Raw genomic sequence first — 26302 nt, forward strand, 5'->3', positions numbered from 1 at the left:
CTAGTACACCCCTAGTATCTTCTCTAGAACTCTATCAACGTTAACTGACTTGCTGTGATCGCTTTTCATCGGGTCAACCCCGTCTTCACCGTAGAGTAACTGTACTACCTCCCCGGTCGGCATGCGGACGCTTCCATCATACTCGACTCTTAAGTCCTGGAGAGCATTTATCAGTCTTCTCTGCATGTAGCCGGACTGGCTTGTTCTAACCGCTGTATCTATTAAGCCTTCTCTCCCAGCTGCTGCATGGAAGAACATTTCAATGGGGCTCAACCCTTTAACAAAGCCGCTTTCAATGAAGCCTCTAGCCTCAGGCCCTAGATCCTCTGGCCTAAAGTGGGATAATGCTCTCTTCAAGTACCCTCTAGATAAACGCTTACCCCGCACTGTCTGCTGTCCTAGGAGACCTGACATCTGAGTTAAGTTGACGAGGTTGCCTCTCGCTCCTGTTCTAGCCATTACTACAACCGGGTTAACCATGGTGAAGTAGTGTGTTATCAGCTCAGCAACTCCTTCCAGCAACTTCTTTGAAAGTGTATCGATGATTTCATCTTCAAGCGTCTCCTCGAGGGTCTTACCCGGCCTAGCCTGCAGCTCGCCTCTTCTATACTTGGCTATCAGCTTGTCTACATCCTTCTTCTTCTCGCGTATTATCTCCTCTAGCTTCTTCTTTGCATCCTCTGGTAGAGTGAGATGAGCTACACTCATTGTAAGCCCGTGTTTCTCCGCCATTCTCACGAACATCTTGTAGACTCTATCCATGAACATTCTCCCGTAGTCTTCTCCATACTCCTTTATAAGCCAGTGGATAAGGCTCTCCGGCTCCTCTCTCCCAATACTTGATTTATCGAGGACCCCTTCTAGTAGAACCCCGTTCCTAACTATCACTAGACTGTCGTGAGGGCAGTCTTCATCAAGACACCTAAATGCTGCCGCGCTTCCAATCTTAGAGACCCTCTTATAGTTGAAGTCTCTGGGAAGAAATAATGATATCAGCTGCTTACCCGTCCAGAGCTCGCGTGGCTTGAGGATAGCTGGCTCCGGCAGCTCGCCCTCGTAGCCGGCTACTGCAAGGAGGTCTATGACGTCATCTCTGCTTAGAATAGTTGTCTTACTTGTAAGCACGTAGGCTCCGCTAATGTAGTCCTGGAGTCCGCCTATTATGGGTCCACCGTAGCGCGGCGTGAGAATGTGCTTCTCCACAAGCATTAGCAGTCTCGCCTCAGCCCTAGCCTCCTCGCTCTGAGGCACGTGGAGGTTCATTTCATCTCCATCGAAGTCAGCGTTGTAGGGCGGGCAGACCAGCGGGTTCAACCTGAGGGTCTTGTAGGGTAGGACTCTCACTACGTGAGCCATAACGGATATCCTGTGGAGTGAAGGCTGCCTGTTGAATAGCACTATATCTCCATCCATCAAGTGTCTTTCAACAATGAAGCCGGGCTCTAGTGACTCGGCTGCAGCCTTCCTATCAACAAACTTCAAGCTTATCTTCCTGCCATCAGGTCTCACAATGTAGTTGGCTCCAGGCCACTTGCTTGGACCGTTAAGTATCAGCCTGCGCATTTCCTCAATGTTCCATGGCGTGACTCTCTCAGGCACGGTGAGTATCTTAGCTATCTCCTCGGGGACACCGACTTCATCTATACTGAGGCTTGGGTCAGGGCTTATCACAGTTCTAGCTGAGAAGTCAACTCTCTTACCTCTAAGATTATTCCTAAACCTGCCTTCCTTACCCTTTAACCTCTGAGCAATACCCTTTAATACTTTACCGCTGCGGTGCTTGGAGACAGGGATCCCGGGTGCCTCGTTATCGAAGTATGTGGTTACATGGTACTGGAGGAGCTCCCAGTCCTCCTCTATTATAGCGCTTGGAGCACCACTCTCAACGTGCTCTCTAAGCCTATTATTAATTCTCACGATGTCTACCAGCTTGTGCGTTAAATCATCCTCGCTTCTTATACCGGTTTCAAGGAGCACTGATGGCCTCACGCTTCTCGGGGGTACTGGTAGAACTGTGAGAACCATCCATTCAGGTCTCGCTTCAGCCGGGTCACCGCCGAGTAATCTTACATCCTCGTCGGGTATTTTCTCCAGTCTACCCCGGATCTCACTGGGTGTTAGCTTCTCAAGCCCTCTCTCGGTTTCCTCGTAGAATGAGTGGGGCTTCTCAAACTTTATTTTATATTGCTTGACGCCGCAGTGAGGGCACGTCTCTACAGCACTCGCCTTCCTCCTCACGTACTCATGGAATCTTCTAATCAGGTATGGTGCTCCAAGCTCCTCGAGATCCCTTAGCAGGCGGAGATACTCGCTTCTCTCCTCCTCAGGTATCTTCAGCCGCCCGCAGTTTCTACATGTAGCCTTCAAGTACATTAGTATGTGCTTCGAGAACCCTGCATGAATAACGGGTTTAGCGAGCTCTATGTGACCGAAGTGACCTGGACATGAATCCCTTGTGTTACCGCATATAGGGCATACTTCACCTGGCTCTATAGCGCCGAGTCTTTTATCCATCACGCCTCCATCTATTGGTGAGCCGTCGTTATCGTATACTTCAGACGAGATTATCTGGGTTACACTCATTCTCCGTATCTCGTCGGGGGATAGTACTCCAAACTTCACTCTAGATATCCTGTTAGTTACAACTCTACTCACGTCTACCACCCCCTACGATCTCCTCGATGAGTAGCCTGGGCCTTATACCCAGGCTCATTAATTCTTGGAGGAGTAGCTTGAAGGCGTAGGATACCTCAATAGGCTTCATAACACCCTTCTCCTTATGAATAGGGCATACATACCTCCCTTTATTCCTATCGTACCAGCCTATCGAGCCGCAGAGCTCGCAGACGTATATTGTTGTAGTATCGCTTCTATCAGTCATAGACTCCTTTAAGAGCATTGCCGCCCCATGCCCGACCAGGCAGTCAACCTCCATCTCCCCCCATCTCAAGCCGCCGGCTCTCGCACGGCCCTCTGTTGGCTGCCGGGTTAGTATCTGGACTGGACCTCTAGCTCTCGCATGCATCTTATCGCTAACCATATGGTGTAGCTTCTGATAGTATACTACCCCTATGAAGACTGGGTTATCGAGGATCTCGCCCGTCCTCCCATCATACATTGTCTCCTCGCCTGTATGAGGATACCCGTACCTCCTTATAGTTAGCTGGAGGTCTTCTAGAGGCGTCTTATGGAAGGGTGTTGCATCAACAAGCCTTCCCTCAAGGGCGGCAGCTTTACCTGCAATACTCTCTATCAGCTGCCCGACAGTCATTCTACTGGGGAATGCATGCGGGTTTATTATAAGGTCTGGTACCACGCCTTCTTCCGTGAACGGCATATCGTACTGGGGTAGTAGTAACCCTACTACACCTTTCTGCCCGTGCCTTGAAGCGAATTTATCGCCTAGCTCAGGAATCCTGAGGTCTCTTACTCTTACTTTTATAAGCCTGTTACCCTCCCAATCCATGGTCACCATGACTGAATCCACTACACCCTTCTCCTCATGCCTCATTACAACGCTAGTATCCTGCCTAGTTAACCCGCCGCCAACCTCGTACTCCTGTACTGTGAGGAATCTCGGCGGGCTCACCTTACCTATCAGCACGTCGCCTCCTGCTACAGGGGTTTCAGGTGCTACTATTCCATCCTCCTCCAGCTTCTCATAAGCCTTCTGCCCTCTATAGCCTCTCACACTCGTCGGCGGTATTGTTATCTCGTCTTGTACTCCACCCGGATACTTGTACTCTACAGTAGAGTACAGCCTGAAGAAAGTGGATCTAGCTAGCCCTCTATCCACGCTGCTCTTATTGAGTACTAGTGCATCCTCCATGTTGTAGCCCGTGTAAGCTAGGATTGCTACAATCATGTTCTGTCCTGCAGGCCTCTCATTATACCCTATGGTATTCATCACGCGTGTCTGAACAAGAGGTTTCTGCGGGTAATGGAGAAGATGGCCTCGAGTATCCATTCTCCTCTGGAAGTTCGCTGCGTAGAGACCCAGGCTCTGCTTAGCCATTGCAGACTCATACATGTTCCTCGGGCTCTGGTTATGCTCCGGGTAAGGTATGATGGATGCAGTAATCCCGAGTATCGCTGGAACCCATATCTCTAGATGCGTGTGATCCTTATTCAAGTCACCAGGCTTCAATGCTATGTAAGCATTCTCTTCTTCATCCGGGTCAAGGTATTCTACTATACCCTGGTTAACTAAATCGCTGAACTTCAGCTTACCCTCCCTGAGAAGCTGTATATGTTCTCTCTTAAGCTTAGGCTCACCGTTCTCGACAACTATTAGAGGCCTACGTATCCTGCCTGCATCAGTGTTCACTACTACTTCGTTAACATGCTCCGTGCTGATGTAGGCAACGTTGACTTCAGAACTTAACTCACCTTTCCTCCTGAGCTCCCTGAGTGATCTAACCAGTTTCTTTCCATCCCTGCAGTAGCCTATTAATCTTCCATTCAAGAACACCTTACTCCAGCCGGAGAGCTTCTCGCTGATCTCACTAGCCGATGCTACATTCTCGCGTATAGCGTCTATTATACCATTATATGTTTTTCCACCGATACTCGTGGTTACAACAGGCTTTACACCCATCCTGTAGAGTAGCGCCTCTACCTCTCTATCCTCGATGCCGACGCTTACATTAGCCATCAACGCGAGGTTTTTAACTAACCCTATGTTAGCTCCCTCGGGTGTTTCAAACGGGCACATTCTACCCCACTGGGTTCCATGGAGCTCTCTAGCTTCAAAGTGAGGCTGGCCTCTAGCTAGAGGGGATACAACTCTTCTAAGATGGCTTAGAGTGCTAAGCATGTTAGTTCTATCTAAGAGCTGGCTTATACCTGTCCTCCCGCCCGGCCAGTTTCCTGTAGCCATAGCGTGGAGTACTCTATTCGTCACCACGCTTGACTTGAAAACCATCTTAAGGTCTATTTTACCTGTTTTAGCGAGCTGCTTCTCGAGGCCCTCCCTCAACTCCCTCATGAAGCTCATTAGTGATACCCTTAAGAGTAGAGCAAGCATGTCGCCTGCCAGCTTAAGCCTCTTATTCCTGTAGTGGTCTTTATCATCAGGCTCCCTGTAGCCCAAGTATACCTCAATAATCCTTGAGATCATCTGGCCTATGAATACCGCCTTCTTAAGCCTAACCTCTGGTGAAGGCTCTGTGCCTATATGGGGTAGTAGTCTTTCATCAAGTATCCTTAGTATCCTCTGGATTCTCTCCTCCCTAGGCCTTCCAACAATGAATCTAGATGCTATGAAGTCTAATGCCTCCTCGACAACCCTCCTCTTGTATTCTTCTCTCAGCTTTGCAACCTCTTCTTCGCTGGCTCCTTCAGGTATCTCGAGCTTAGGCAGTATCTCCTGGATCTGCATTATAGAGGGGAGAAGATAGTTGTGTATCTCAGGGTTGAGGCTTGTAGCGTATAGTATCTCAGCTTCACTTGTAAGACCTAGAGCAAGCATTAAGGCTAAAGCCGGGAACTTATGCCCCTGGAAGCTAGCGTAGAATATTCCATCCTTTCTTCTCTCGATCACTAGCTGGCTTCTCCTCCCTCTAGCCATGCTTGTAACCTTAGCTACATGTGTTGCAGCACTCTCCTCGGGCATCACGTCTACAATAATGTTGTTGCTGGCTAAGTCCTCCTGGGCTACAATAACCTTCTCGCTACCATTTATAATGAAGTATCCGCCAGGATCCCTTGGATCCTCCCCGATTTCAATTAACTGCTGGGGAGTTAGCTTACTCAACGGGTCTATACTAGACTTCAACATAACGGGGAGATCCATGAGTTTAAGCTCCTGTGTCTTCACGTAGCCACTTTCATCCTCTACGCGGACTGTAACATATATTGGAGCAGCATAGGTGAGATTCCTTAAACGGCACTCCAGTGGAGTCTTGTACTCTTCAATCCCCTCAATACTCATCCATCTAGGTTCACCGATACGGTACTTCTCGATGGTTAAACTGATCTTCCCGCCTACCTTAACCTCCTTGAATTCCTCGATGATTGATGGCAGGTACTCTCTCACGAACCTCTCATAGCTATCCAAGTGCTGTCTAACTAACCCCATCTCCTCGAAGTACTTCTCCATGACAACCCATAGATCCTCTGAGTCTAGAACCACCTGGCTCTCCCGCTTCAATACTCAGCCACCCTGCTCGGATGTATCTACTACTACATACCTGTAAGCAACAAAGACTCCTGCAGTCGGACTCTTCCTTATAATCCTTATTATATCTCCTGGTTTAGCTCCAACAGCTCTAGCTGCAGGGTCATTCACAGATATCCAGGGTAGCTGCCAGGGCTCCACCCCCAGCTTCTTTAAAATCCTGTAGGCTTCCTCGGGTGGTAGAACCTCGTGTTTAGGTACTAGTTCATGCTCTAGTATGTCTACTTCACTTTCACTCATGAAAACAGCACCTAGTAGCCATGGTTTATTCATAAGTGAAACTCATTGGTCGACACGATTTTAAATAATAATGTAGCTGGGATTCCACTCTAAGCATGTACTACCGGCAGCCTGATAGGAGAAGGGGGAGTGGACCGGCCGGGACTTGAACCCGGGTCCTCTCGGATGCCAACCGAGCGCTCTTCCAGGCTGAGCTACCGGCCCACCACTATTCAAGTGGATATCTCTACAGGTTTTAAAGATTTTCTACAGGTGTATTCAGGTAGGATGGCTGGGGGCTGTTGAGGATTCAGATGGTTCTGAAGTATTTAAGCTTCAAGGGTGATTCATCCAGAAGGTAGCCGAGGCTTCTCTGCTTCACGGGTTTAAAGCGTCTTGGGGTGCCGAGTTTGGAGGATATAATTGACAGGCTTATCAAGGAGCGAGGGTTATCCTCGAAAATATTTAAGAGCAGGGAGGTGCTCCACCCCGACTACATACCTGATACCCTACCACATAGAGAGAGCGAGATTAGAAGGCTTGCCGAGCACCTCCTAGTCTCTCTGCGAGGAGCTAGACCGAGCAACGTGCTCATATACGGGTTAACTGGTACTGGTAAAACCGTTGTAGCCAAGTACGTGGTCAGCCGGATGAAGGAGAAGGCCAGCTCACTGGACACGAGGCTGGATTACGCTTACGTGAACACCAGGAAGCTTGATACAACCTACAGGGTTATGGCGAGTATAGCTCAGAGCCTAGGTTTAAGAGTACCCCACACAGGTCTTGCTACAAGCGAAGTCTACAGAAGGTATATTAATGCTCTTGAAAGCTGGGGCGGCCTACACATCATAGTTCTGGATGAAGTCGACTACTACGTTAAGCGTGAAGGAGACGATTTAATCTACAAGTTGGTGAGAGCTAACGAGGAGTTGAAGAGAGCGAAGATAATCCTTGTAGGTATAACTAACGACATAAACTTCGTTGAAAACCTTGACCCGAGAGTTAGATCAAGCATGGGTGAAGTCGAGATGGTTTTCCCACCCTACAACGCCGAGCAGTTATTCACTATACTGAAGCAGAGGGCTGAACTAGCCTTCAATCCAGGTGTAATGGATGACGGCGTTATCTCCTACTGTGCAGCCCTAGCGGCGAGAGAGCATGGCGATGCAAGAAGAGCACTAGACCTCCTTAGAGTCTCAGGCGAGATAGCTGAGAGAGAAGGCGCTGAGAGAGTAACAATCGAGCATGTTAAAAAAGCTACACTAGAGATCGAGGAAGGCAGAATATACCAGAGTGTTGTAACACTACCATTCCACCAGAAGATCGTGTTGAAGAAGATCCTCGAGCTCGTTGAAGCCAACCGCATCGTGACGTCAAGTGAAGTCTACTCAGAGTACGTTAAAGCAATGAAGAACCTCAAGTATGAGCCGCTGTCACCACGCAGGATAAGCGAGATAATAGCTCAGCTAGACATGATGGGGCTTGTTTTAACAGAAACTATCAGCCGGGGGAGACATGGAGTCGTGAAAGTCATCAGGATTAAAGATGACGTCAGAAAGATAATCAAGGAGACACTTAAAGACTTAGAGGTAGCCTGAAGGCAATGATTCTCGAGGATAGCGCGCCAGGCGTCTACGAGGCATTCGACGACGGCTTCTTCCCGGCGGAATTCAAGAGTAGTAGGGGCGATACATATATAGCTGGCGTTGAGGCCACCAGCTCCTTTAGAGTAGTAAGAATAACACTCGCTAGAATCCCAGTGGATGGAGGACAAGCTTATAAAGCTGTACTCAATGCGTCAAGACAACTCCAGGGTAGCGTGGTGTTCCTAGACGGAGTAACCTACGCTGGCTTTGATGTCGTAGACCCCTTCAGCCTTAATGTGGAGACAGGTAAGCCTGTTATAGCTATTCAACTATACCCATTAAACCTTGAGAGAATTAGAAGAGCCCTAGTAAAGCACTTCAATGACTGGAGGGAGAGATTCAAGGTTATAGAATCATACACTAAAAGCCTCACCGTAGTGGATACTCCCTGGAGGCCCATAGAGATCGCCCCGGTAGGAGTAAGCTTGGAGGAAGCTATTAGGATCCTAAGGAGGACTAGCATCTACAGTCCTGAACCAGAGCCTCTGAGAATAGCTGGTAGAGTAGCCTCATCCCTGACAAGACTCATGCATCAAGGATTAATTAGATGCTAGCTGCTTCAAGCCAAGATTCCAGCCATGCTTGAAAAAGGGTTTAGTTGGATATTATAATGGCTGGATCTATCATAGGAGTTTAATGGATTTAACCACAGAGTACAACAGGAGGGTTGACTCGAGTTGAACTCTCATGCCACGCTACCCGGTGGCCAAGCCACGAGTAATATACTCCAGCGGCTAGCTAGATACACCGACGAGAAGAACCTCGAGAGACTCTCTAAGATAAGAGATAAAAGGCTGCTGGAATGGCTGGCAGATGTAGCTGAGCTTCTAGAGCCTAGCTCTATATTCGTTAACACTGGTTCACCCGAGGATATAGAGTACATTAGGCGGAGAGCTGTTGAAAAAGGCGAGGAAATACCGAGTAAACGCAACCCCATGCACACTGTCCACTTCGATGGGATCCGAGACCTAGCGAGGGATAGAGAGAATACTAGAATACTTGTAGCAGAAGGTAAAGCTATCTCAATGATCAATACTAAGAATCGGGATGAAGGGCTAAGAGAGCTCGCAGATATCTACCGCGGTATAATGCGCGGTAAGGAAATGTACGTGGGCTTCTACTGCTTCGGCCCTAAGGGCTCACCCTACACTCTATACGGTGTTCAAGTAACAGACTCCGCGTATGTTGCTCACAGCGAGAACATACTGTACAGGGTGTGCTACGATGTCTTCGTGGAGAAGGGGGACTCCATAGAGTACATGAGGTTCCTTCACAGCACTGGAGAGCTAGATGAACACGGGTGGAGTAAGAATATTTCAAAGAGGAGGATATACATAGACCTCCAGGACTCCATTACTTACAGTGTGAACACTCAGTACGCTGGGAATACTGTAGGCTTGAAGAAGCTGGCGTTAAGGCTCTGCGTATACAAGGGGTTCAAGGAGGGATGGCTCTGCGAGCACATGTTTATAGCCGGCATGAAGGGGCCGGGTGATAGAATCACTTATTTCACTGGAGCATTCCCTGCTGGATGCGGGAAGACTTCAACAGCACTCATAATGGATACTCTTGTAGGTGATGACCTAGCACTCATTAGAAACGTTAACGGGGAGGCTATAGCATTAAATCCGGAGGTAGGGATGTTCGGGATTATAGATGGTGTTAACCCAGTAGACGACCCAGAGATCTACGAGGTGCTTACATCAAGGGAAACCGAGGTCATATTCTCTAATGTACTCCTCACAGTAGATGGAGACGTATGGTGGAATGGTAAGCCTGAAGAACCCAAGCGGGGGTTAAACTATGCTGGTGAATGGTGGCCTGGAAAACTCGATGAAAACGGGAGGCCTGTTAAGCCGTCTCATCCCAACGCTAGGTTCACCACTAGTATATTCTATCTCAGCAAAGTGGATCCAAGGATAGATGATCCAAGCGGGGTGCCAGTGAGCGGAATGATCTTCGGTGGCAGGGACCCAGATACATGGGTTCCCGTAGAGGAGGCCTTCAACTGGGTTCACGGCGTGGTTACAAAGGGTGCCTCACTAGAATCCGAGAGAACTACTGCAGTTCTCGGCGAAACAGGTTTAATGGAGTTCAACCCCTTCGCGATACTAGACTTCCTATCAATATCCCCAGGCGACTTCATCGAGCTACACTTCAGGTTCGGGGACAGCTTAGAGAAGCATCCTAGGATATATAGTGTCAACTACTTCCTGAGAGATGAGAAAGGCAGGTATCTTACAGAGAAGGTTGACAAGAGAGTATGGTTGAAGTGGATGGAGCTCAGAGTGAACAATGAGGTTGAAGCTCTAGAAGCCCCCACAGGATTCATACCACTATATGATGACTTAGAGCGATTATTCAAAAGCGAGCTAGGCAAGGAGTTCCCCCTCGAGCTCTACGAGAAGCTCTTCTCAATAAGAGTCGCAAAGCACCTCGAGAAGGCTGAGAGAATATATAAGATATACGCTGGTATACCCGAAACACCACGATTATTCCACGATACCCTAGTGCAGCATAAGCGGAGGCTGAAGGAAGCATTAGAGAAGTATGGCTCCACGATCCCCCCATCAAGGCTGGATAAACGCTAACACTCGGAATCACAGAACCGAGTGGTGTTTAAGCGGGCCCGCCGGGATTTGAACCCGGGTCCTACGGGTTAAAAGCCCGCCGCTCTACCTGGCTGAGCTACGGGCCCAGGCTTAGCTCCAAATGGATTAGCCTTACAGGAGTTTAAAAATATCCTAAAGGAGGGAAGCTTAAAAAGCCGTTTCCGGGGATAAGGTATGTCTGTGATAGCCGGGTCGTCTAGCGGCCAAGGATGCGGGGCTCTGGCCCCCGTGACCGGGGTTCGAATCCCCGCCCGGCTACTCCCATGCGATCATCCTATCGACTACTTCATCCGGGACTCTGCCGTCTCTGACATCCCTGATGGCCTCTTCGAGTATATCTATCCCTTTATCTAGATCCTCCTCCGGTATAGTTAGCGGTGGGGCTATTCTTAGAACATTACCATACTTCCCGTAGGTCATTACTATGAGCCCTTTCTCCCATGCTCTCCAGATGATCTTTAGTGCTGTTTTGCGGTCGGGCTTCCTGCTCGCTTTATCTGCTACTATATCGACTCCTATCATTAACCCTAAACCTCTGACATCTCCCACCTGCTCGTACTTCTCTTTCAGCTCGCTGAGCCTTCTTAATGCATGCTCGCCTAGCCTACGTGCTCTCTCATGGAGGTTGTTTCTAGTGATATACTTGATGACTGCTATAGCTGCTGCAGCTGAGCATGCATGCGCTGCTAAAGATGAAGCGTAGGTTTGCGGTGGGGCTGAGTCAAGTATCTCGCTTCTCCCGACTACAGCTGAAATAGGCATTCCCCCGCCGAGAGCCTTCCCTAGTACTATTACATCGGGTTCTATAGAGTAGTGTTCAATGGCGAATAATCTTCCAGTCCTACCCATCCCGCTCTGTATTTCATCAGCTATTAACACGATGCCATGCTTTTCTGCTATCTCCTTTAATCCTCTAATGAAGTTAGCTGGTGGAACTAGGACTCCTCCATCACCCTGTATAGGCTCAAATATTATTGCAGCTATTCTTGACCCCCCAAGGTTTTCAACGAGTTCTTTAAGCCTCGATAAGTAGAGGGCGCCGCACTCCTCTGGATCCCTCACGCCGCCTATACACCTGTAGGTATCAGGGTATTCAGCGAAGTACACGTTCTTGAACTGCATTAACTCGCGGATCTCCCGGGGAAATGAGCCTCCTACAGCTATATCTAGAGCAGTAGTTCCATGATACGAGTAGTTGAATGATACTATTAGAGGCCTACGTGTGTATATGAGGGCGGACTTTAATGCTGTATCACAAGCTCCCCCGCCGCTTAACTCAAAGACTACTTTCTTACTGAAGGAGCCCGGAGTTATCTTAACGAGGAGTTCTGCCAGTTCTACCACAGGCTCGTGATATAGGTAGAGAACATAGTGTGTAAACTTATCGAGCTGGGATTTAACAGCCTGCAAAACCTCCTCGTTGTTGTGTCCTACATTGAAAACTGCAGCACTCGAAAGAAAATCAATGTACTCTCTTCCCTCTAAATCCCATACCCTGGCATTCCTAGCTTTAGCAACCACCATGGGGAAGTACTTGAAGAAGAAGCCTCTTGAAACATACCTCCAGTACTTGTCTAGCACGTGCTGTGTAGCACTCCCCGCGGTACTACCGGGATCGCTCAAAGCTTGCTTCACCTACTCTGAGAGCTTTCCGAAAATGAATGCTGCTACCTCTAGAACCACTACTATTACTACTATAGCTATGTGCGCAGGCCAATCCCTTAACACCTCCTCCACTCCACTCGAGAATCCCAGCAGTAAGAGGATTCCCATGAGTATTCCTATCGACAGTAGCCATACCACTATTGATACAATTGAAGTTCGTGGGATGTTCTCTCCACTCATAACTAGTACACCATAATATACTATGGAAGAAAATTTGAAAAATATTTTCTCTATACTATTATAATCTTTGGGGGTACACATATGAGCATCATAGATACAATCATAAATACAATAAACTACATTAATGCGCTAGTATGGGGGCTACCTGCAGTAATAATTCTTGCTGGAACAGGGCTAGCAGTAAGCGTTCTCAGCGGGTTTGCCCAGATCAGGTATTTTAGAAAAGCCCTCAAAAATATGGTGTATAAGGGCACTGGAGCTAAAGGCGAGATACGGCCCTTCGCCGTCTGGTGGGCTGTGATGGGTGCAACTGTTGGCGTGGGTAATATAGCAGGAGTTTCGACAGCTATACATTTAGGTGGTGCTGGAGCACTCTTCTGGATGTGGGTCTGCGCTATTCTCGGAATGATGACTAAAGCTATCGAGGCAACACTTGCAAATTACACGAAGAGAGTCACCCCTGAGGGACGGGTAGAAGGTGGAACCCCATACTACATCAGGCTCATCCCGGTGGTGGGTCCAGCTCTAGCGGTAATATTTTCTATATTCACGTTTATTGCTGCATTCGGTATTGGAAACATGGTTCAAGCTAACTCGGTAGCTCACGCCGCCGAGTATATTGCTGGAATGTATAAGGGCTCTCCCGAGGTGGCTAGACTGCTAGCAGGCATCTTGATGCTAGTATTCACAGCTCTAGTCGTCCGAGGAGGCTTGAAAAGAATCGCAGAGGTATCAAACTACCTGGTTCCCTTCATGGTTACCTGGTATATTGCTGTAAGTATTATCGCACTGGTGATATACGCTGAAAATCTCCCACTAACAATTAGAGAGATATTTACCTACGCTTTCACACCACAAGCAGCTGCCGTAGGCCTTGCAGGCTGGGTGGTTTACTCGGCTATTAGGTGCGGTTTTTGCTAGAGGACTGTTTTCAAATGAAGTCGGGTTAGGCAGCGCCCCCAACGCCTACGCGTACATGGCTGTGGACCACCCCGGTAGAGCAGGGCTCTACGGGATGTTCGAGGTCTTTATGGATACAATAGTCATATGCAGCATGACTGGCTTAGTGGATATTGCCACACGAGCATATATTGAGAGAACAGATTTAACTGGTGCTGCTCTAGTTACTGAAGCATTCCGTAGAGTTTATGGTGATTGGGCTCCCATACCGCTTGGCGTAGCACTAGCATTATTCGCTTACACTACGCTAATAACATGGGGGTGGAATGGTGAAGTCAACTGGGTTTACTTCTGGAGTAAAACTCTCCGGTTGCCTGAGAAGCCTGTGAGATGGGTGTGGAGGGTCATGTGGGTTATACCAATAGTTCCTGCTGCTATTGCTGGAGAAATGCTAGAGGTATTCTGGAATTTTGCTGACATGGCTAATGGATTTATGGCTATCCCGAACCTTATAGCTGTAGCCTACTTCGCCCCTGTAGGTGTAGGGTTGATCAAGGAGTTCTTGAGAAGCGGGAAAATATGAGGTTCCAGCTCTTTTAACCCCTATGGTTTAATTCCCTCGTATGCTTGCTTGTATATCTCGCTTGACTCAAGCTTTCTTCTATCCCTAATGTACTTCCTTGTGACAACACCCTTTGGAAGATTGTATTTAGCTGAGTACTCCTCTAGGGGTACACCGTACTCCTTCATTATCTTATCCCGGTAGATGTCATCGAATATGTTGAAGGCGCAGAAAGGTATGAGCCTGCCGTCGGGTGTTGAGTAGTGTATGTTGCATCTCTGAACTCTCTGTATATCGTAGTTGTATAAGTCCATGAAGTGCATTTGCCCGAGGAAGAGTAGCTTGTAGTGGAGCTCGCTGAGGGCATCATAGCTCCTCTTAACAATAACATTAAATAGCAGCTTGTATAAGTCGAGGCCTTCAGGCTGCCTGCTTGTATCAATGAACTTCCTGATAGAGTACAGTAGCTTCAAGCCTACAAGATACCTGCTGGAGCCTGAGACCAAGTCCTCCCACTTCTCCCTCAGGTACTCGAGGAGGCCTTCTACATCAAGGAAGCTTGTCACAGGTATCAGCTTAACCCCGCTACTACTCTTCTCAACATAGATGTATGTTCCAACACCGCATATAGGGTGATTACTCATCTCGAACTTGAATTCACCGCTGAATCCCTCCACGAACCTTGAGAATATAGCACTAACGTTTATTGGGAACCAGGCGTCCCGTGGTACCTCTCCATTCGTCTGCTCTTCTAACAGCTTGACTACATCCGGTATTGTAACCCTGTATTTTTCTCTCTCATGCTTCTTCATGTATCCTGTTAGACTAACCGGCTGGAAGTTCACGGATCTAACTATGTCTATATGCTTGGCTGCAAACCTCACTATAGCTCCGAGCTCGTGGGTGTTAACACCTCGAATAACTGTTGGAACTAGGACAACACTAGTCATGCCGGCTTTCCTGAATACCTCGAAAATATAAGGTATCTCCCAGTGGTTCTTCCAGTTTGTGACAGGGGATACACCGTCGAAGCTTAAGTAGACTGTGTTAACCCCGTTTACTCTTAACTGCCTGGCGTACTCGACGGCTTTAGCCGGATCCTCAAGGTATAACTCAGCGAATTTCAAGCCATTCGTATTCAACTGTATGTGTCTAACACCTTCTTCTCTTAGAAGCCTTACAATATCAACAAGGTCTTCTCTAAGCGTTGGCTCGCCTCCAGTTAACTGGACAGCTACAGTAACCCCCTGCTTCTTAATGGTGTTAACCATGGCTTTAATCTGCTCTAGAGTCGGCTCGTAGACGTATCCAGCTGCCTCAGAGTAGAAGAAGCAGTACCAGCATGAGAGGTTACAGCGGTTTGTTACAACAAGGTTTACTAAAGCGCTGTGCTGCTTGTGCATAGGGCATAAACCACAGTTGAATGGGCAGTAGGTTTTCACCTGCGTGTAGATGTGTCTAGAGCCTCTTCCATCCTCACTGTACTTCGTCACCCTCTTATAGAAGGCTACATCACCATAGTATACTTCTTCTACCTCACCGTGCTCTGGGCAGACTCTTCTAATGTAGACTTTACCCTCCCTCTCAACTATGATAGCTGGGAGAACACGGTAGCAGTAAGGGCAAACACTGGTTGTAAGAGATAAAACCTCCTCACCGCTCTTAAGCTTCGGTAGAATATAAGCCATCTCACCAGGCTTCTTAGCTAAGCTTAACTGAGCCATACGTGAGCTCACCATTAAATCTATAAACGTGTTATAGGCTACTATGGTTAAAAACCTTGTGGTACCACCTTGCATCAAAGCTAGTTGAAGCTACCCTTAGCATGAGCGAGAAGGTATCCTCTACAGGAAGCCTTAGGGTTAAGCAGGTGCATTAATAGCAGGTGTAAGGCTACCAGGTAACCGGAGGGTACTCTAAATGGGCATGCTCATAGTTATAGCTGGCACACCAGGTACAGGTAAGACTAGTGTTTCTAGAGAGCTCTCACTGATAACAGGGCTTCCAGTAGTAGACTTAGGTAGCTTTGCACTTGAAAAAGGATTTATAGTAGACTTCGACTACGAGAGGAATAGCTATGTGGTAGACGAGGATGCTTTATCCCAGAGTATAGTGGAGCTTGCCTCGAAGTCGGAAAGTGATCTCATAGTGTCGACGCTCTACCCTGAGATCCTCAAGCCGGAGATCGTTAGATACGTGTTTGTGCTTAGAACACACCCGCTGATACTCGAGAAAAGGCTTGAAGCAAAGAATTGGAGTAGGAGAAAGATTAACGAGAACATCATGGCTGAGATACTAGGCGTAGTCTCCTATAATGCTGTGGAAGCCTTCGGAGAAGAAAAAGTATTTGAAGTAGACACCTCGAATACCACGCCGAGAGAAGCTGCTGAAATGATATCAAGGATTATGAGTGGCGTGGAAGCAGTTAAACCCGGGGTAAGAGTAGACTGGCTGCTCCTACTCCCAGTGGAAGTAGTCTCGAGGTTCAAGGACTATGAGTAGCCGGGGAGGTTTCACGCTGGCGTCCTGGAGGCAGCTTGAAAGAATGATCTCTAGAGTAGACGTCGTGTTAATGGTGCTTGATGTAAGAGACCCATTGAGCACTTTCAGCAAGAGGCTTGAATCCATGGTCTACAAGCTCGGGAAGAAGTTAATACTAGTACTCAATAAAGCCGACCTAGTTCCTAGGAGCGTTGCAGAAGAGTGGAAGGAGTACTTTGAGGAGAGAGGGTACACTACAGTCTACATGGCTGCAGCAAGACATATGGGTACACTAGTCCTCAGGAGGACTATACGTAGAGTTGCTCCCTCACTACCCACAGTAGTCGCTGTAGCAGGATTCCCTAAGGTCGGTAAGTCCTCGATCATCAATGGATTAAAAGGAAGGCATTCAGCCCCCACAAGCCCCTACCCGGGAAGCCCAGGGTATACAAGGCACTTCCAGCTCTACAGGATCGACAAGAATATAATGATACTAGACTCCCCTGGCGTAATCCCCGTTGAAGGCGGGATGCTTGAAGCAGTGATCAGAGGCTACCCGCCCGAGAAGCTGGAGGATCCAGTCCCCCCGGCAGTTATGCTAGTCGAGAGGATCTTAAAGTATCATCCCGATGCCTTCGAGAAAGCTTATGGTGTTAAATCTAGAGAGCCCCTTAGAATACTCGAGGAGATAGCATTAAAGCGCGGCTGGGTCTACAAGACTACAAAAGAGCCTTTAATTGAGGAGGCTGCTAGAGCTGTTATAAGAGGCTACCATGATGGAGTAATACCCTTCTATATAAGGCCCTCATGGATTAATAGGGGGGCAGGGGAGCACGTTGATAGTAGTTAGAGTAGCGGGTAGAGAACACCCTATCCACGTAGATGCATCCAGCGTGAGGGTTTCAGAGCTACTCGAGAAACTAGGGTTCTCTATATCAGAGCACATCGTTCTAAGGAGTGGTATTCCATTAACCGAGGATGATGTAGTAGGAGATGGAGAAGAAGTTCTAGTATACCCTGTTAAATCAGGTGGCTGAGTTGAGCCTCAGCCAGGATGAACTGGAGAGATACAGCAGGCAGCTACCCATTATAGGAGTAGATGGACAATTGAAGCTCAAGAATACCAGCGTGCTTGTGGCAGGAGCCGGCGGGCTGGCCTCCACAGTACTCTACTATCTTACTGCAGCTGGAGTCGGGAGAATAGTATTCATCGATGACGGTGTAGTAGAGTTAAGTAACCTCCAAAGACAAATACTCTATGATTCAAGCGATATCGGTAAACCGAAAGTACAAGCAGCCTACGAGAAGCTCGCTAAGCTGAACCCTGGGGTAGCCTTAGAGCCGGTTCACGAAACCATAACTAGAGAGCTGCTTAGCAGGCTAGTACCGAGAGTAGACTTGATTGTTGACGCCTTAGACAACTGGAACACCCGCTTCCTGCTAGACGAGGCTGCATGGATGCACGGTAAGCCATTAGTTCACGCAGGTGTCGGAGAATACTACGGTCAGCTCACAGTGGTAATACCCGGGGAGACACCATGCCTGCGCTACTTGTTCAGAGGGGTGAGAGACGAGGGGAGAGGGGGAGTTGTAGTCCTACCCCAGGTACCCGGCATCCTAGGGCTCCTTGAAGTAAACGAGGTCTTCAAGCTTGTGCTCGGCTACGGTAGGCCGCTAGCCAACAAAATGCTCTTATTCAATGCGAGAAACCCCTCGCTAGAGGTAATCGAGTTAAAAGTAGATGAGAACGTTAAAGCAGAGGTATTAAAGTACTGTGGTGAACCATTCAGAGGTATCGTGAAACCCTAGCCTCCTAGAAACTCCTCGACGACAACCACTCTATCGCTACTCTTAACACGTAGATCCCATGAATCAGCTACTCTATCATTCACGATAACCATGATGTCGCTACCTGTTAGCTCGCTTCTAAGAACCTCTATAATCTCCTTTAGAGTCAACTCTCCTCCATTAATATCTAATTCAACACCCTTAGGTATTAGCTTAACCTTAACCATCACAAATCACCTTTAACAATACAATTAAGCTTCAATACGGCGAAAAGCTAGCTCATGAAGGTTTAAGGAGAAAATTACCGTGTATTCAGTGATTAAGTGGTATGTGCTCTACTCTAATTAAGCTTTCTCCAGCTTGAGCTCTATTAGATGTTTCAAGTGCTCTCTGGGTATACTGTTTGATTCAGCTATGGATTTATATATTATAGAAGACTCCCTGGGAATCCGCTCCTTAGTCTTCAAGTTAACCTCGTACAAGCCGAATCTCTGCTTAAAGCCCTGGGCCCACTCGTAGTTGTCAACTAAAGCCCAGTGGAAGTAGCCTTTAACACCCACTCCCTCCTCTATCAGTTTATGTAGAACGTACAAGTGGTTTACGATTACTGCTGGACGGTATACGTCACGTGAGTCTGCAACCCCGTTCTCCGTTATGTATACGCTTGGAGAATATCTTTCAGCTAACCGTACTGCATCCTCTAATCCCTCAGGGTAGAACTCCCAGCCGAAGTCACTACACCATCTCCCAGCTTTTGAGACACCGTTAGGAGTACAAGAATACCCGTACCCGGGTATACTAGCGAAGTCCATGAGCTTATTTCCATACATGGGTTCAACACGTTTTACTACATTTCTTGTATAGTAGTTTACTCCTATCCAATCTAACTTCCCGCCTAACAATGGAGGCTTTACTATTGAGCTCTGATCAAGATTTAAATCTAGCTTCCCCGTGGTGATAGCATTGAGGAAGACCTCGTTGTGAAGGTACGAGTAGTGTTCTGCTGCTAGTTTACTCTCCTCATCGAGAGCATAGGCTGGGATAATATTGTAGATTACGCCTACTTGAGCTGCCTCACTGGAGTCAGGGTCAGCTCTCACACCATCAAACTTCTTCACCATCTCGTATGCTAGTGCATGAGCTATGATTAGATTTGATACCGCCTTAGGGATCACGTGGGGGGCCTCCACGCCTGGAGGCCATCCAGCATTAATCCATAAATATCCGAGCTCGATGGGGACTAATGGCTCAGTTATAGTTGACCACATGTCTACGATGTCTCCTAGCTTCCATGCTATGTAGGCAGCATACTTTGCGAACTCCACGGGGAAACGTGGATCCAGATATCCCAGCGGGCCCTTCTCTAGTCTCGACGCCCTGGCCTTAAGGGGGTTGTGAAGCCAGAATGGGAGAGTAAAGTGGAGAAGATTAACTACGACTTTGAACCCTTGTCTTCTAAGGTCTAATATGATGTCACGGTAGAGTTCTAAGGCGTCATGATTAGCTATTTCATCAAGCTCTCTCAGAGTATCTTCTGTAATCTTAACATTCTTTACAAGGCCGTGGCTATCGTATTCCACGCCGGCTTCGATAGTCCATGTGGGATGAGGGAAAATTCTACTCCATTCTACTCCAATCCTGTAAGCGTTTAAGCCGAGGCCTCGAGCTATCTCGTGGTCACTCCTATACAACTCGAAATAATCGACTCCATCCTCAGGTAAATCACCGCTTACAAGCCTGCTACTTATGTTATACGGGTCTCTCACCCAGTGCCACCAGTCGGTATTAGTATCCACGAATCTTCGGCGGAGGTCACCCATCTCGAACTGGAAGCCTGACTGTGATACACCCCACTTGAATCCTTCAGGAAACTCTATACTCACTGATGAGGCTGGCTTACCCAATAGTATTCACCCCACACAATAATAGCAGATATTTTGTGATGAGTTAATAAACTATATACTCCTCAATATTTATTTAGGTGATAAAAAACCTACATAGGGTACAGTTTGTAGTTCTAAGTATGGGTTGCTGAGAAGAGAAAAGTTTATAAGTATTCGACATATACACAGTTATTAATAGGTGAGAATAGTGCCTAGTAGGATCATCCTACTACTCCTGATCCTCCTAATAATTCTACCCGCTCTGCCGCTAACAACCGCCCAACAGGTTCCACCGAGAGAGGAAACCGTTATCATAGGAGGAGGAATGTGGTCTCCCCCCACAAACTTCAACCCGCTAGTTCCATGGAGTGCTACAACTGGAACTATTGGTTTAATCTATGAAACTCTATACGTATACCTACCGCATTTAGATAAGTTAATGCCGTGGCTGGCTTCAGAAGAGCCCACCTGGCTGTCTAATGATAGTCTCCAAGTCAAGCTCCGCGATGCTGCGTGGTGGGATAGAACACCACTTACAAGCGCTGACGTGAAATTCACATTCTATGATCTACCTAAGAAGATACCTGGAGTCTACTACTCCAGTATACTGGAATACCTCCTCGATGTTGAAACACCAGATGATAAAACTGTTATATTCAAGTTCAATACTACCACTATTAGCTACCCAACACTATACTATTACCTCTACTCTATACCAGTGCTACCTAAACACATATTCGAGCCTGTAATAAATGAAAAGGGCAGTAATGTCCTGCAGATGGAGGTTGTGGGAGCAGATAAACCAGAGAACATTGTAGGCTCAGGCATGTATAGAGTATACATGACTACAGAAGATACACTCTACATGGTGAGAGTTGATAACTGGTGGGGTTCAAAGTATTTTGGGACGCCGGGGCCGAAGTACATTAAGTACGTCATGGTATTCAGCAATCAGGTAGCTCTCGGACTGCTATTGAGAGGTGATCTAGACTGGAGCAACTTCTTTATTCCAGGTATCCCAGACCTCGTGAAAAGATACGACTTCCTAGTCACATGGTATAAGGATCGACCGTTCTACCTACCGGCTAATGTTGCATACCTCTTCGTTAACCATGCGAAGAAACCGTTAAACGATCCTAACTTCAGGAAAGCCATGTACTACGCGATCGATGTTGATAGAATAGTTAACGAGGTCTTTGAGGGAAGTGTTGTAAAGTCTAATCCGGTTGGCTTAATAGAAATACCCGGCTGGAAGGAGTTCCTTGCCACAGATTTAATAAACAGCTATGGATACGGGTATAACCCTGAGAAGGCTAAACAGATACTTGACAGCGCCGGATACAAGGATATCGATGGTGATGGATGGAGAGAAGCACCTGATGGAAGCAAGATAAGCCTCGAGATCATCGTGCCTTATGGATGGACTGACTGGATGCAGGCAGCAATAATCATAGCTGATAACCTTAAAGCTGTTGGCATAAAGGCTGAAGCCAGCTTCCCAGCATACGGCGTGTATGCGGATAAAATGTATAAAGGAGAGTTTGACATGCTGATAAACAACTTCGGTAGCTACGTAGCTATATCACCATACCTACTCTACAACTGGGTGTTCTGGCCTGATGCACCCGCGCCTGGAGAGCCCAGCTGGAATGGAAACTTTGGGAGATATAGGAATGAAAATCTCACAGCACTACTTGATAAAATAGCGAATACTCCTCTCGATAATACCAGCGGGTTAAAGCAGCTCTACTATGACCTCCAGAAGATACTGCTTGATGAAATGCCGTATCTACCGTTATGGTACAATGCATACTGGTTCCAAGCCACTACATTATATTGGACTGGATGGCCAACTCAAAGCAACCCCTATGGTATACCAGTGTCATGGACTGGTAGATGGGGAGATGGTGGTCTACTAGTACTCTTGAATCTAAAGCCCGTTAAGGCAACGCCGACACCCTCTCCAACTCCAACAACATCTCCAGCGCCCACTCCCATCCAAACCCCATCTCCAACACCAACACCGTCGCCTCCAGTAACTCAGGCTCCAGCTGAGTCACAGCTAGCATTATATGCTATCGTGGCTGTAGTGATAGTCGTTATAGTTGTGATCGCAGTATTCCTTCTCAGGAGAAGGAGGGCTTGAACATAAATGTTGTTTACTTTTTCCTCTACTACGTTTCCCCTGCTTACAGCCTCCTACAACTTGGGAGAGGATTGGTGAATGGGGCTTGCAGGCTATATTGCTAGGAGAATAGTGTTATATACAGCAGTCTTCTTTACGGCATTAAGTATCACGTGGCTTATACCTAGGCTTCTAGGTAACCCGATAGCTATAGTTGTAGCTAGGCTTGGCCCTAGCCCTGCAGGTGCTGCTATAGTAGCCTCATACTTCATGCAGGCGTTTGGATTTGATAAACCACTCTACGAGCAGTACTTTTTATTTCTGAGAGGGTTACTCTCTGGTGACCTTGGAGTTAGCTTATGGTTGCTGGGTAGACCTGTATCCAGTATAGTCTATAAAGCTTTAATTTTCGACATAATACTTATGGCTCCAGCGATAATAATAAGCTGGTTCATAGGGAACTATCTAGGAGCTCTTGCAGCAAGACATAAACGACTAGATAGAGTGTTAATGCCAGTCCTCTATATTCTGGCTGCTACACCCTACTTCGTTCTAGCCATGCTCCTCCAGTGGACGCTTACAGTTAGATATAAGGCTTTTCCAACTGTTATATCCTCAACGATCCTTGATCAAATGCTTAGAAGCCCTACCTGGGAGTCCATATCTAGCTTCCTCCACGCTATAACACTCCCAATGCTAAGCCTTATAGTAGTCTCCATGGGAGGTTGGGCTTCAGGCATGAGGACGATGATGATCTATGAGCTGGAGTCCAACTACTCTAGATTCATGGAGATGCTGGGTATGTCCGAGAAGAAGATATCACTATACGCGTTCAGGTATGCTATTAACCCTCAGATTTCAGGTCTAGGCGTACAACTTGGAACTCTTGTTGTAGGAGCAGCCGGCGTCGAGTACATATTCAATTATCCTGGCTTAGGCTACTTCCTCTTCAACGCTATAATAAATAACGATCCCTTCCTGCTCCAGGGAGCCATACTCCTACTAGTCTTAATGGTTATAGCAGCTAACTTCATAGTGGACATCCTCTACGCGATCCTAGACCCGCGTATAAGGATAGGAGTGGTGAGCTAGAATGGTATCAAAGCTTGTATCCAAGGAGACTAGAGCTCTCCTAAGGAAGAATAGGAAGTTCTGGGTTAGCACTATAATAGTAGTATTTGTAATCTCTCTAGGACTACTGGGCCCACTGGCAACAAAATATGGGCCTAGAACACCAGCTGGGACTCCAAGAAGCCCTCCTACACTCAATCACCCATTTGGTACCGATTACTTTGGCTACGATGTCTTCGCTGAAGTAGTCTACGGTATTAGAGTCTCACTTTCAGTTGGAGTGATTGCCGCTATAGTTGCAACTACTATCGGAGTCCTCCTCGGCATGATCGCAGGGTTGAAGGGCGGCTGGATCGACTCGCTCGTGGAGTTTGCTACTAATACTTTTCTAACTATACCATCCCTCCTAGTGATACTCTTGATCACAGCATACATGGGGAGACGCGAGATCACAGATATGGGGCTTCTTATAGGAGCCTTCTCGTGGCCCTGGACCGCTAGGGCTGTACGCTCTCAAGTAGCTGCTCTAAAAGCCTCAGACTACGTTTCCCTCTCGTATCTCAGCGGTAACAGCTCTTTTAGAGTACTCTACAAGGATATCCTGCCGAACATCGCATCATACATACTGCTAGTCTTCGTGATACAGTTTAGCGGTGGAATACTAGCAGTTGTTACACTAGAATTCCTGGGAATGGGGGCGGCAGAGTGGTCTCTAGGCGCTATACTAAATCTAGCTGTGATCTGGGGTGCTGTGACCCTCGATGTATGGTGGTGGTTTTTCCCAGGTATAATCATAGTGCTACTGATGTCCTCACTATACATTCTAGTGATCTCCCTCGAAGAGGTCTTCAATCCGAGACTCAGGAGGGAGTAGGCATGAGAAGCATCCTCACAATTAGAGATTACAGAGTTTACTATAAGACTTCCTCAGGCTACGTAAAGGCTGTAGACGGTGTTAACCTTGAACTAGGGGGAGGAGAGATCCTAGGGCTGATAGGTGAAAGCGGGAGCGGGAAGACAACGCTAATCATGAGTTTAATACAGCCAAAGCCACCGATGAGGATTATGGGTGGATCCGCGAGATTCCAGGAGATCGAGCTTGTTAAATTAAAGCAGCAGGAGAGAAAGGACCTCCTACTAACTAGGATCTCTATTATACCTCAGTACGCTTTGGACTCACTTCCAGTAATAAAGAAGATTAGAACCTTCCTGAGAGACCTAGCTAGAGATAAGAAACGAGACTTCGAAGAGGTAGTTAAAGTATTCTCTGAGAGAGCGAGACTCATAGGCCTACCCGACAGCATACTAGACGTCTACCCTCTCGAGCTATCAGGCGGCATGAGGCAGAGGGTGGTAATAGCTATTGCCACAATGTTCTCTCCAGACCTCCTGATAGCTGATGAGCCGACCTCAGCTCTCGATGTAACAACGCAGAGACACGTACTCGAGCTCTTAAAAGAGCTGAGAGATAGAGGAATAGTGAGGTCGCTGATATACATTACACATGATATTGCTACTGTGAGGCAGATTGCCGATAAGCTTGCAGTCATGTATGCTGGGAAGATTGTTGAAGTAGGATCACTCAGCGAAATCCTCTCAAACCCCAAACACCCGTATACTAAGAAGCTACTGGAGTCTGTGCCAACGCTTGAAGTCAACTATAAGAACAGGATGCTTAAGGGGCTGAGTGGCTCGCCGCCAAGCCTACTCAACCCGCCGACTGGATGCCGCTTCCACCCGCGGTGCCCTCTAGCCAGGGATATCTGCAGGAGGGAGGAGCCACCACTAGTAGAAGTAGAACCAGGCCACTACGTTGCATGCTGGCTGTACGCTCAGAGGTGACCAGGGTTGAGCACACCCTTCATCAGGTTAAAGGAGTTAACCAAAATATATAGCCTTGGAGTCCTAGGTAAAAAGAAGATTGTAGCTGTTGATAGAGTAAGCTTCGATATACGTAGTGGTGAGATACTAAGTATTCTCGGCGAGTCGGGTAGCGGTAAATCCACGATAGCAAAGATGGTTCTAAGGCTGTTAAAGCCATCAGGTGGTAACATTGTAATGTATACTAGTGAGAGAGCAATAGACCCATGGAATCTAAGGAAGTGGAGTGAGATAAAAGAGTACTTTAGGAGGGTTCAAGGAGTATTCCAAGACCCCTACGCCAGCTTTAATCCAAGAAGGAAAGTACTGGATGTCCTCTACGATACGGTAAGAAACTTTTTCCCCGAGCTCAAGGACAACCCAACAGCTGCTAAAACCATGATCTCGGATGTACTTGAGGGACTCGGCCTTAGAATACAAGACCTTGAAGGAAAGTACCCCCACCAGTTAAGCGGCGGGCAATTGCAGAGAGTCTCGATCGCGAGGGCGCTCCTTCCTAAGCCGCAGTTCATAATAGCTGATGAACCAGTATCCATGGTTGACGCTTCGACGAGAATAGATATACTCAACATATTCATAAACTTAAAGAAGGAGTACGGGGTTACACCAGTGGTAATAACCCACGACTACTCGCTAGCACACTACGCTAGTGACCGCATAGTAGTCTTGTATAGAGGGCAGTTAATGGAGGAAGGGCCTCCTGAAGTCCTAGAGGAGCCGAACCACCCTTACACCAAGCTACTGAAGGAATCAGTACCGCTAATAGATAGAACTTGGGGGGCGAAACTCAAATACAGTGCTGGCTCGATCGATATCACGAAGAGGACTAAAGGATGCGTCTTCGCTGACAGATGCCCCTTCAAGCGACAGATCTGTGAGGTGAAAGAACCCCCGTTAATCGACTTAGGGAGGGTAAAAGTGAAGTGCTGGCTTTACGCTTAAATATAAAATGGGGGAACACGCTCTTCTAGTTTTCACGGTAGTATTAACTACATTAAGGTATTCCTGAATAGTTTTAGTGGCATGCACATCTGGAATCCTGGCGGCTAAAGCTCCTCGAGCACTGTTATAAGCCTACACTATCAATGAGATAGCTGTTAATTCGATGAGG

Annotated in this window: 22 protein-coding genes and 3 tRNA genes; 15 read left to right on the top strand and 10 right to left on the bottom strand. The window is 47.4% G+C overall.

Annotated features, from left to right (window positions below; genetic code table 11):
- The 4 genes from OWQ48_04830 to OWQ48_04845 form a co-directional block, all read right to left on the bottom strand.
- The gene (locus OWQ48_04830) at positions 1-2655 is read right to left on the bottom strand and encodes a DNA-directed RNA polymerase subunit A' (protein MCY0868535.1); all 2655 of its coding nucleotides are present in this window, start codon (positions 2653-2655) and stop codon (positions 1-3) included.
- Positions 2648-6151: a DNA-directed RNA polymerase subunit B gene (locus OWQ48_04835; GenBank protein ID MCY0868536.1), complete on the bottom strand. Its 3504-nt coding sequence runs from the start codon at positions 6149-6151 to the stop codon at positions 2648-2650. The genes OWQ48_04830 and OWQ48_04835 overlap by 8 nt, the downstream gene beginning before the upstream one ends.
- A 3-nt stretch (positions 6152-6154) precedes the next feature.
- Entirely contained in the window at positions 6155-6418 is a 264-nt protein-coding gene (locus OWQ48_04840) for a DNA-directed RNA polymerase subunit H (protein ID MCY0868537.1), read from the bottom strand.
- Between the two features lie 130 nt (positions 6419-6548).
- Positions 6549-6622, bottom strand: a tRNA-Ala gene (locus OWQ48_04845).
- Positions 6623-6807: 185 nt separating this feature from the next.
- Between OWQ48_04845 and OWQ48_04850 the strand changes: the two genes are divergently transcribed.
- The 3 genes from OWQ48_04850 to OWQ48_04860 all read left to right on the top strand — a co-directional run bounded on the left by OWQ48_04850 (position 6808) and on the right by OWQ48_04860 (position 10634).
- Positions 6808-7995 (top strand): orc1/cdc6 family replication initiation protein, encoded by a 1188-nt coding sequence (locus OWQ48_04850; protein MCY0868538.1) that lies wholly within the window; start codon positions 6808-6810, stop codon positions 7993-7995.
- Between the two features lie 5 nt (positions 7996-8000).
- Complete coding sequence (locus OWQ48_04855; protein MCY0868539.1) at positions 8001-8597, top strand: DUF99 family protein; 597 nt, start codon at positions 8001-8003, stop codon at positions 8595-8597.
- A gap of 123 nt (positions 8598-8720) precedes the next feature.
- Positions 8721-10634 (top strand): phosphoenolpyruvate carboxykinase (GTP), encoded by a 1914-nt coding sequence (locus OWQ48_04860; GenBank protein ID MCY0868540.1) that lies wholly within the window; start codon positions 8721-8723, stop codon positions 10632-10634.
- 33 nt (positions 10635-10667) lie between these two features.
- Here the strand turns inward: OWQ48_04860 and OWQ48_04865 are convergent.
- Positions 10668-10741 (bottom strand) — tRNA-Lys (locus OWQ48_04865).
- A 99-nt stretch (positions 10742-10840) separates the two neighbouring features.
- Here OWQ48_04865 and OWQ48_04870 point away from each other — a divergent pair.
- Positions 10841-10913 (top strand) — tRNA-Gln (locus tag OWQ48_04870).
- Here the strand turns inward: OWQ48_04870 and OWQ48_04875 are convergent.
- Together OWQ48_04875 and OWQ48_04880 are read right to left on the bottom strand one after the other, a co-directional pair.
- Positions 10911-12278, bottom strand: coding sequence for an aspartate aminotransferase family protein (locus tag OWQ48_04875; protein ID MCY0868541.1), 1368 nt, complete (start codon positions 12276-12278; stop codon positions 10911-10913). The two genes, OWQ48_04870 and OWQ48_04875, sit on opposite strands and share 3 nt — an antisense overlap.
- 12 nt (positions 12279-12290) lie before the next feature.
- Complete coding sequence (locus OWQ48_04880; protein MCY0868542.1) at positions 12291-12500, bottom strand: hypothetical protein; 210 nt, start codon at positions 12498-12500, stop codon at positions 12291-12293.
- Positions 12501-12581: 81 nt separating this feature from the next.
- Between OWQ48_04880 and OWQ48_04885 the strand changes: the two genes are divergently transcribed.
- Positions 12582-13421, top strand: a complete 840-nt coding sequence (locus OWQ48_04885; GenBank protein ID MCY0868543.1) for an alanine:cation symporter family protein — start codon at positions 12582-12584, stop codon at positions 13419-13421.
- Positions 13375-13983 carry an alanine:cation symporter family protein gene (locus OWQ48_04890; protein MCY0868544.1) on the top strand — a complete coding sequence of 203 codons (609 nt, stop codon included), beginning with the start codon at positions 13375-13377 and terminating at the stop codon, positions 13981-13983. The genes OWQ48_04885 and OWQ48_04890 overlap by 47 nt, the downstream gene beginning before the upstream one ends.
- A 20-nt stretch (positions 13984-14003) precedes the next feature.
- Here OWQ48_04890 and OWQ48_04895 read toward each other — a convergent pair whose 3' ends face one another.
- Positions 14004-15701, bottom strand: coding sequence for a radical SAM protein (locus OWQ48_04895; GenBank protein MCY0868545.1), 1698 nt, complete (start codon positions 15699-15701; stop codon positions 14004-14006).
- Positions 15702-15882: 181 nt separating this feature from the next.
- Between OWQ48_04895 and OWQ48_04900 the strand changes: the two genes are divergently transcribed.
- From OWQ48_04900 to OWQ48_04915, 4 genes are read left to right on the top strand one after another with little or no spacing between them, the layout of a single operon-like run.
- A complete protein-coding gene (locus tag OWQ48_04900; GenBank protein ID MCY0868546.1) occupies positions 15883-16464 on the top strand; it encodes an adenylate kinase family protein in 582 nt (193 codons plus the stop codon).
- Complete coding sequence (locus OWQ48_04905; protein ID MCY0868547.1) at positions 16457-17293, top strand: 50S ribosome-binding GTPase; 837 nt, start codon at positions 16457-16459, stop codon at positions 17291-17293. Before OWQ48_04900 ends, OWQ48_04905 begins: the two co-directional genes overlap by 8 nt.
- Complete coding sequence (locus tag OWQ48_04910; protein MCY0868548.1) at positions 17280-17480, top strand: hypothetical protein; 201 nt, start codon at positions 17280-17282, stop codon at positions 17478-17480. Before OWQ48_04905 ends, OWQ48_04910 begins: the two co-directional genes overlap by 14 nt.
- A gap of 1 nt (position 17481) precedes the next feature.
- Positions 17482-18252, top strand: a complete 771-nt coding sequence (locus OWQ48_04915; protein ID MCY0868549.1) for a HesA/MoeB/ThiF family protein — start codon at positions 17482-17484, stop codon at positions 18250-18252.
- Here OWQ48_04915 and OWQ48_04920 read toward each other — a convergent pair.
- Together OWQ48_04920 and bgaS are read right to left on the bottom strand one after the other, a co-directional pair.
- Entirely contained in the window at positions 18249-18458 is a 210-nt protein-coding gene (locus OWQ48_04920; GenBank protein MCY0868550.1) for a hypothetical protein, read from the bottom strand. The two genes, OWQ48_04915 and OWQ48_04920, sit on opposite strands and share 4 nt — an antisense overlap.
- 117 nt (positions 18459-18575) lie before the next feature.
- Entirely contained in the window at positions 18576-20135 is a 1560-nt protein-coding gene (bgaS, locus tag OWQ48_04925) for a beta-galactosidase BgaS (protein ID MCY0868551.1), read from the bottom strand.
- 187 nt (positions 20136-20322) lie between these two features.
- On the opposite strand from bgaS, the gene OWQ48_04930 reads away from it, so the two are divergent.
- The 5 genes from OWQ48_04930 (at position 20323) to OWQ48_04950 (ending at position 26133) form a co-directional block, all read left to right on the top strand.
- On the top strand, positions 20323-22260 hold the full coding sequence (locus OWQ48_04930; GenBank protein MCY0868552.1) for an ABC transporter substrate-binding protein: 1938 nt from the start codon (positions 20323-20325) through the stop codon (positions 22258-22260).
- A 78-nt stretch (positions 22261-22338) separates the two neighbouring features.
- Positions 22339-23331, top strand: coding sequence for an ABC transporter permease (locus OWQ48_04935; GenBank protein MCY0868553.1), 993 nt, complete (start codon positions 22339-22341; stop codon positions 23329-23331).
- A gap of 1 nt (position 23332) precedes the next feature.
- Positions 23333-24184 (top strand): ABC transporter permease, encoded by an 852-nt coding sequence (locus tag OWQ48_04940; protein MCY0868554.1) that lies wholly within the window; start codon positions 23333-23335, stop codon positions 24182-24184.
- Positions 24185-24186: 2 nt separating this feature from the next.
- Positions 24187-25152: an ABC transporter ATP-binding protein gene (locus OWQ48_04945; protein MCY0868555.1), complete on the top strand. Its 966-nt coding sequence runs from the start codon at positions 24187-24189 to the stop codon at positions 25150-25152.
- 6 nt (positions 25153-25158) lie between these two features.
- Positions 25159-26133 (top strand): ABC transporter ATP-binding protein, encoded by a 975-nt coding sequence (locus OWQ48_04950; protein MCY0868556.1) that lies wholly within the window; start codon positions 25159-25161, stop codon positions 26131-26133.
- The last annotated feature ends 169 nt before the right edge of the window (positions 26134-26302 follow it).

It is taken from the genome of Desulfurococcus sp. (assembly GCA_026626905.1).
In the GTDB taxonomy this organism is placed as follows: Archaea; Thermoproteota; Thermoprotei_A; order Sulfolobales; family Desulfurococcaceae; genus Desulfurococcus.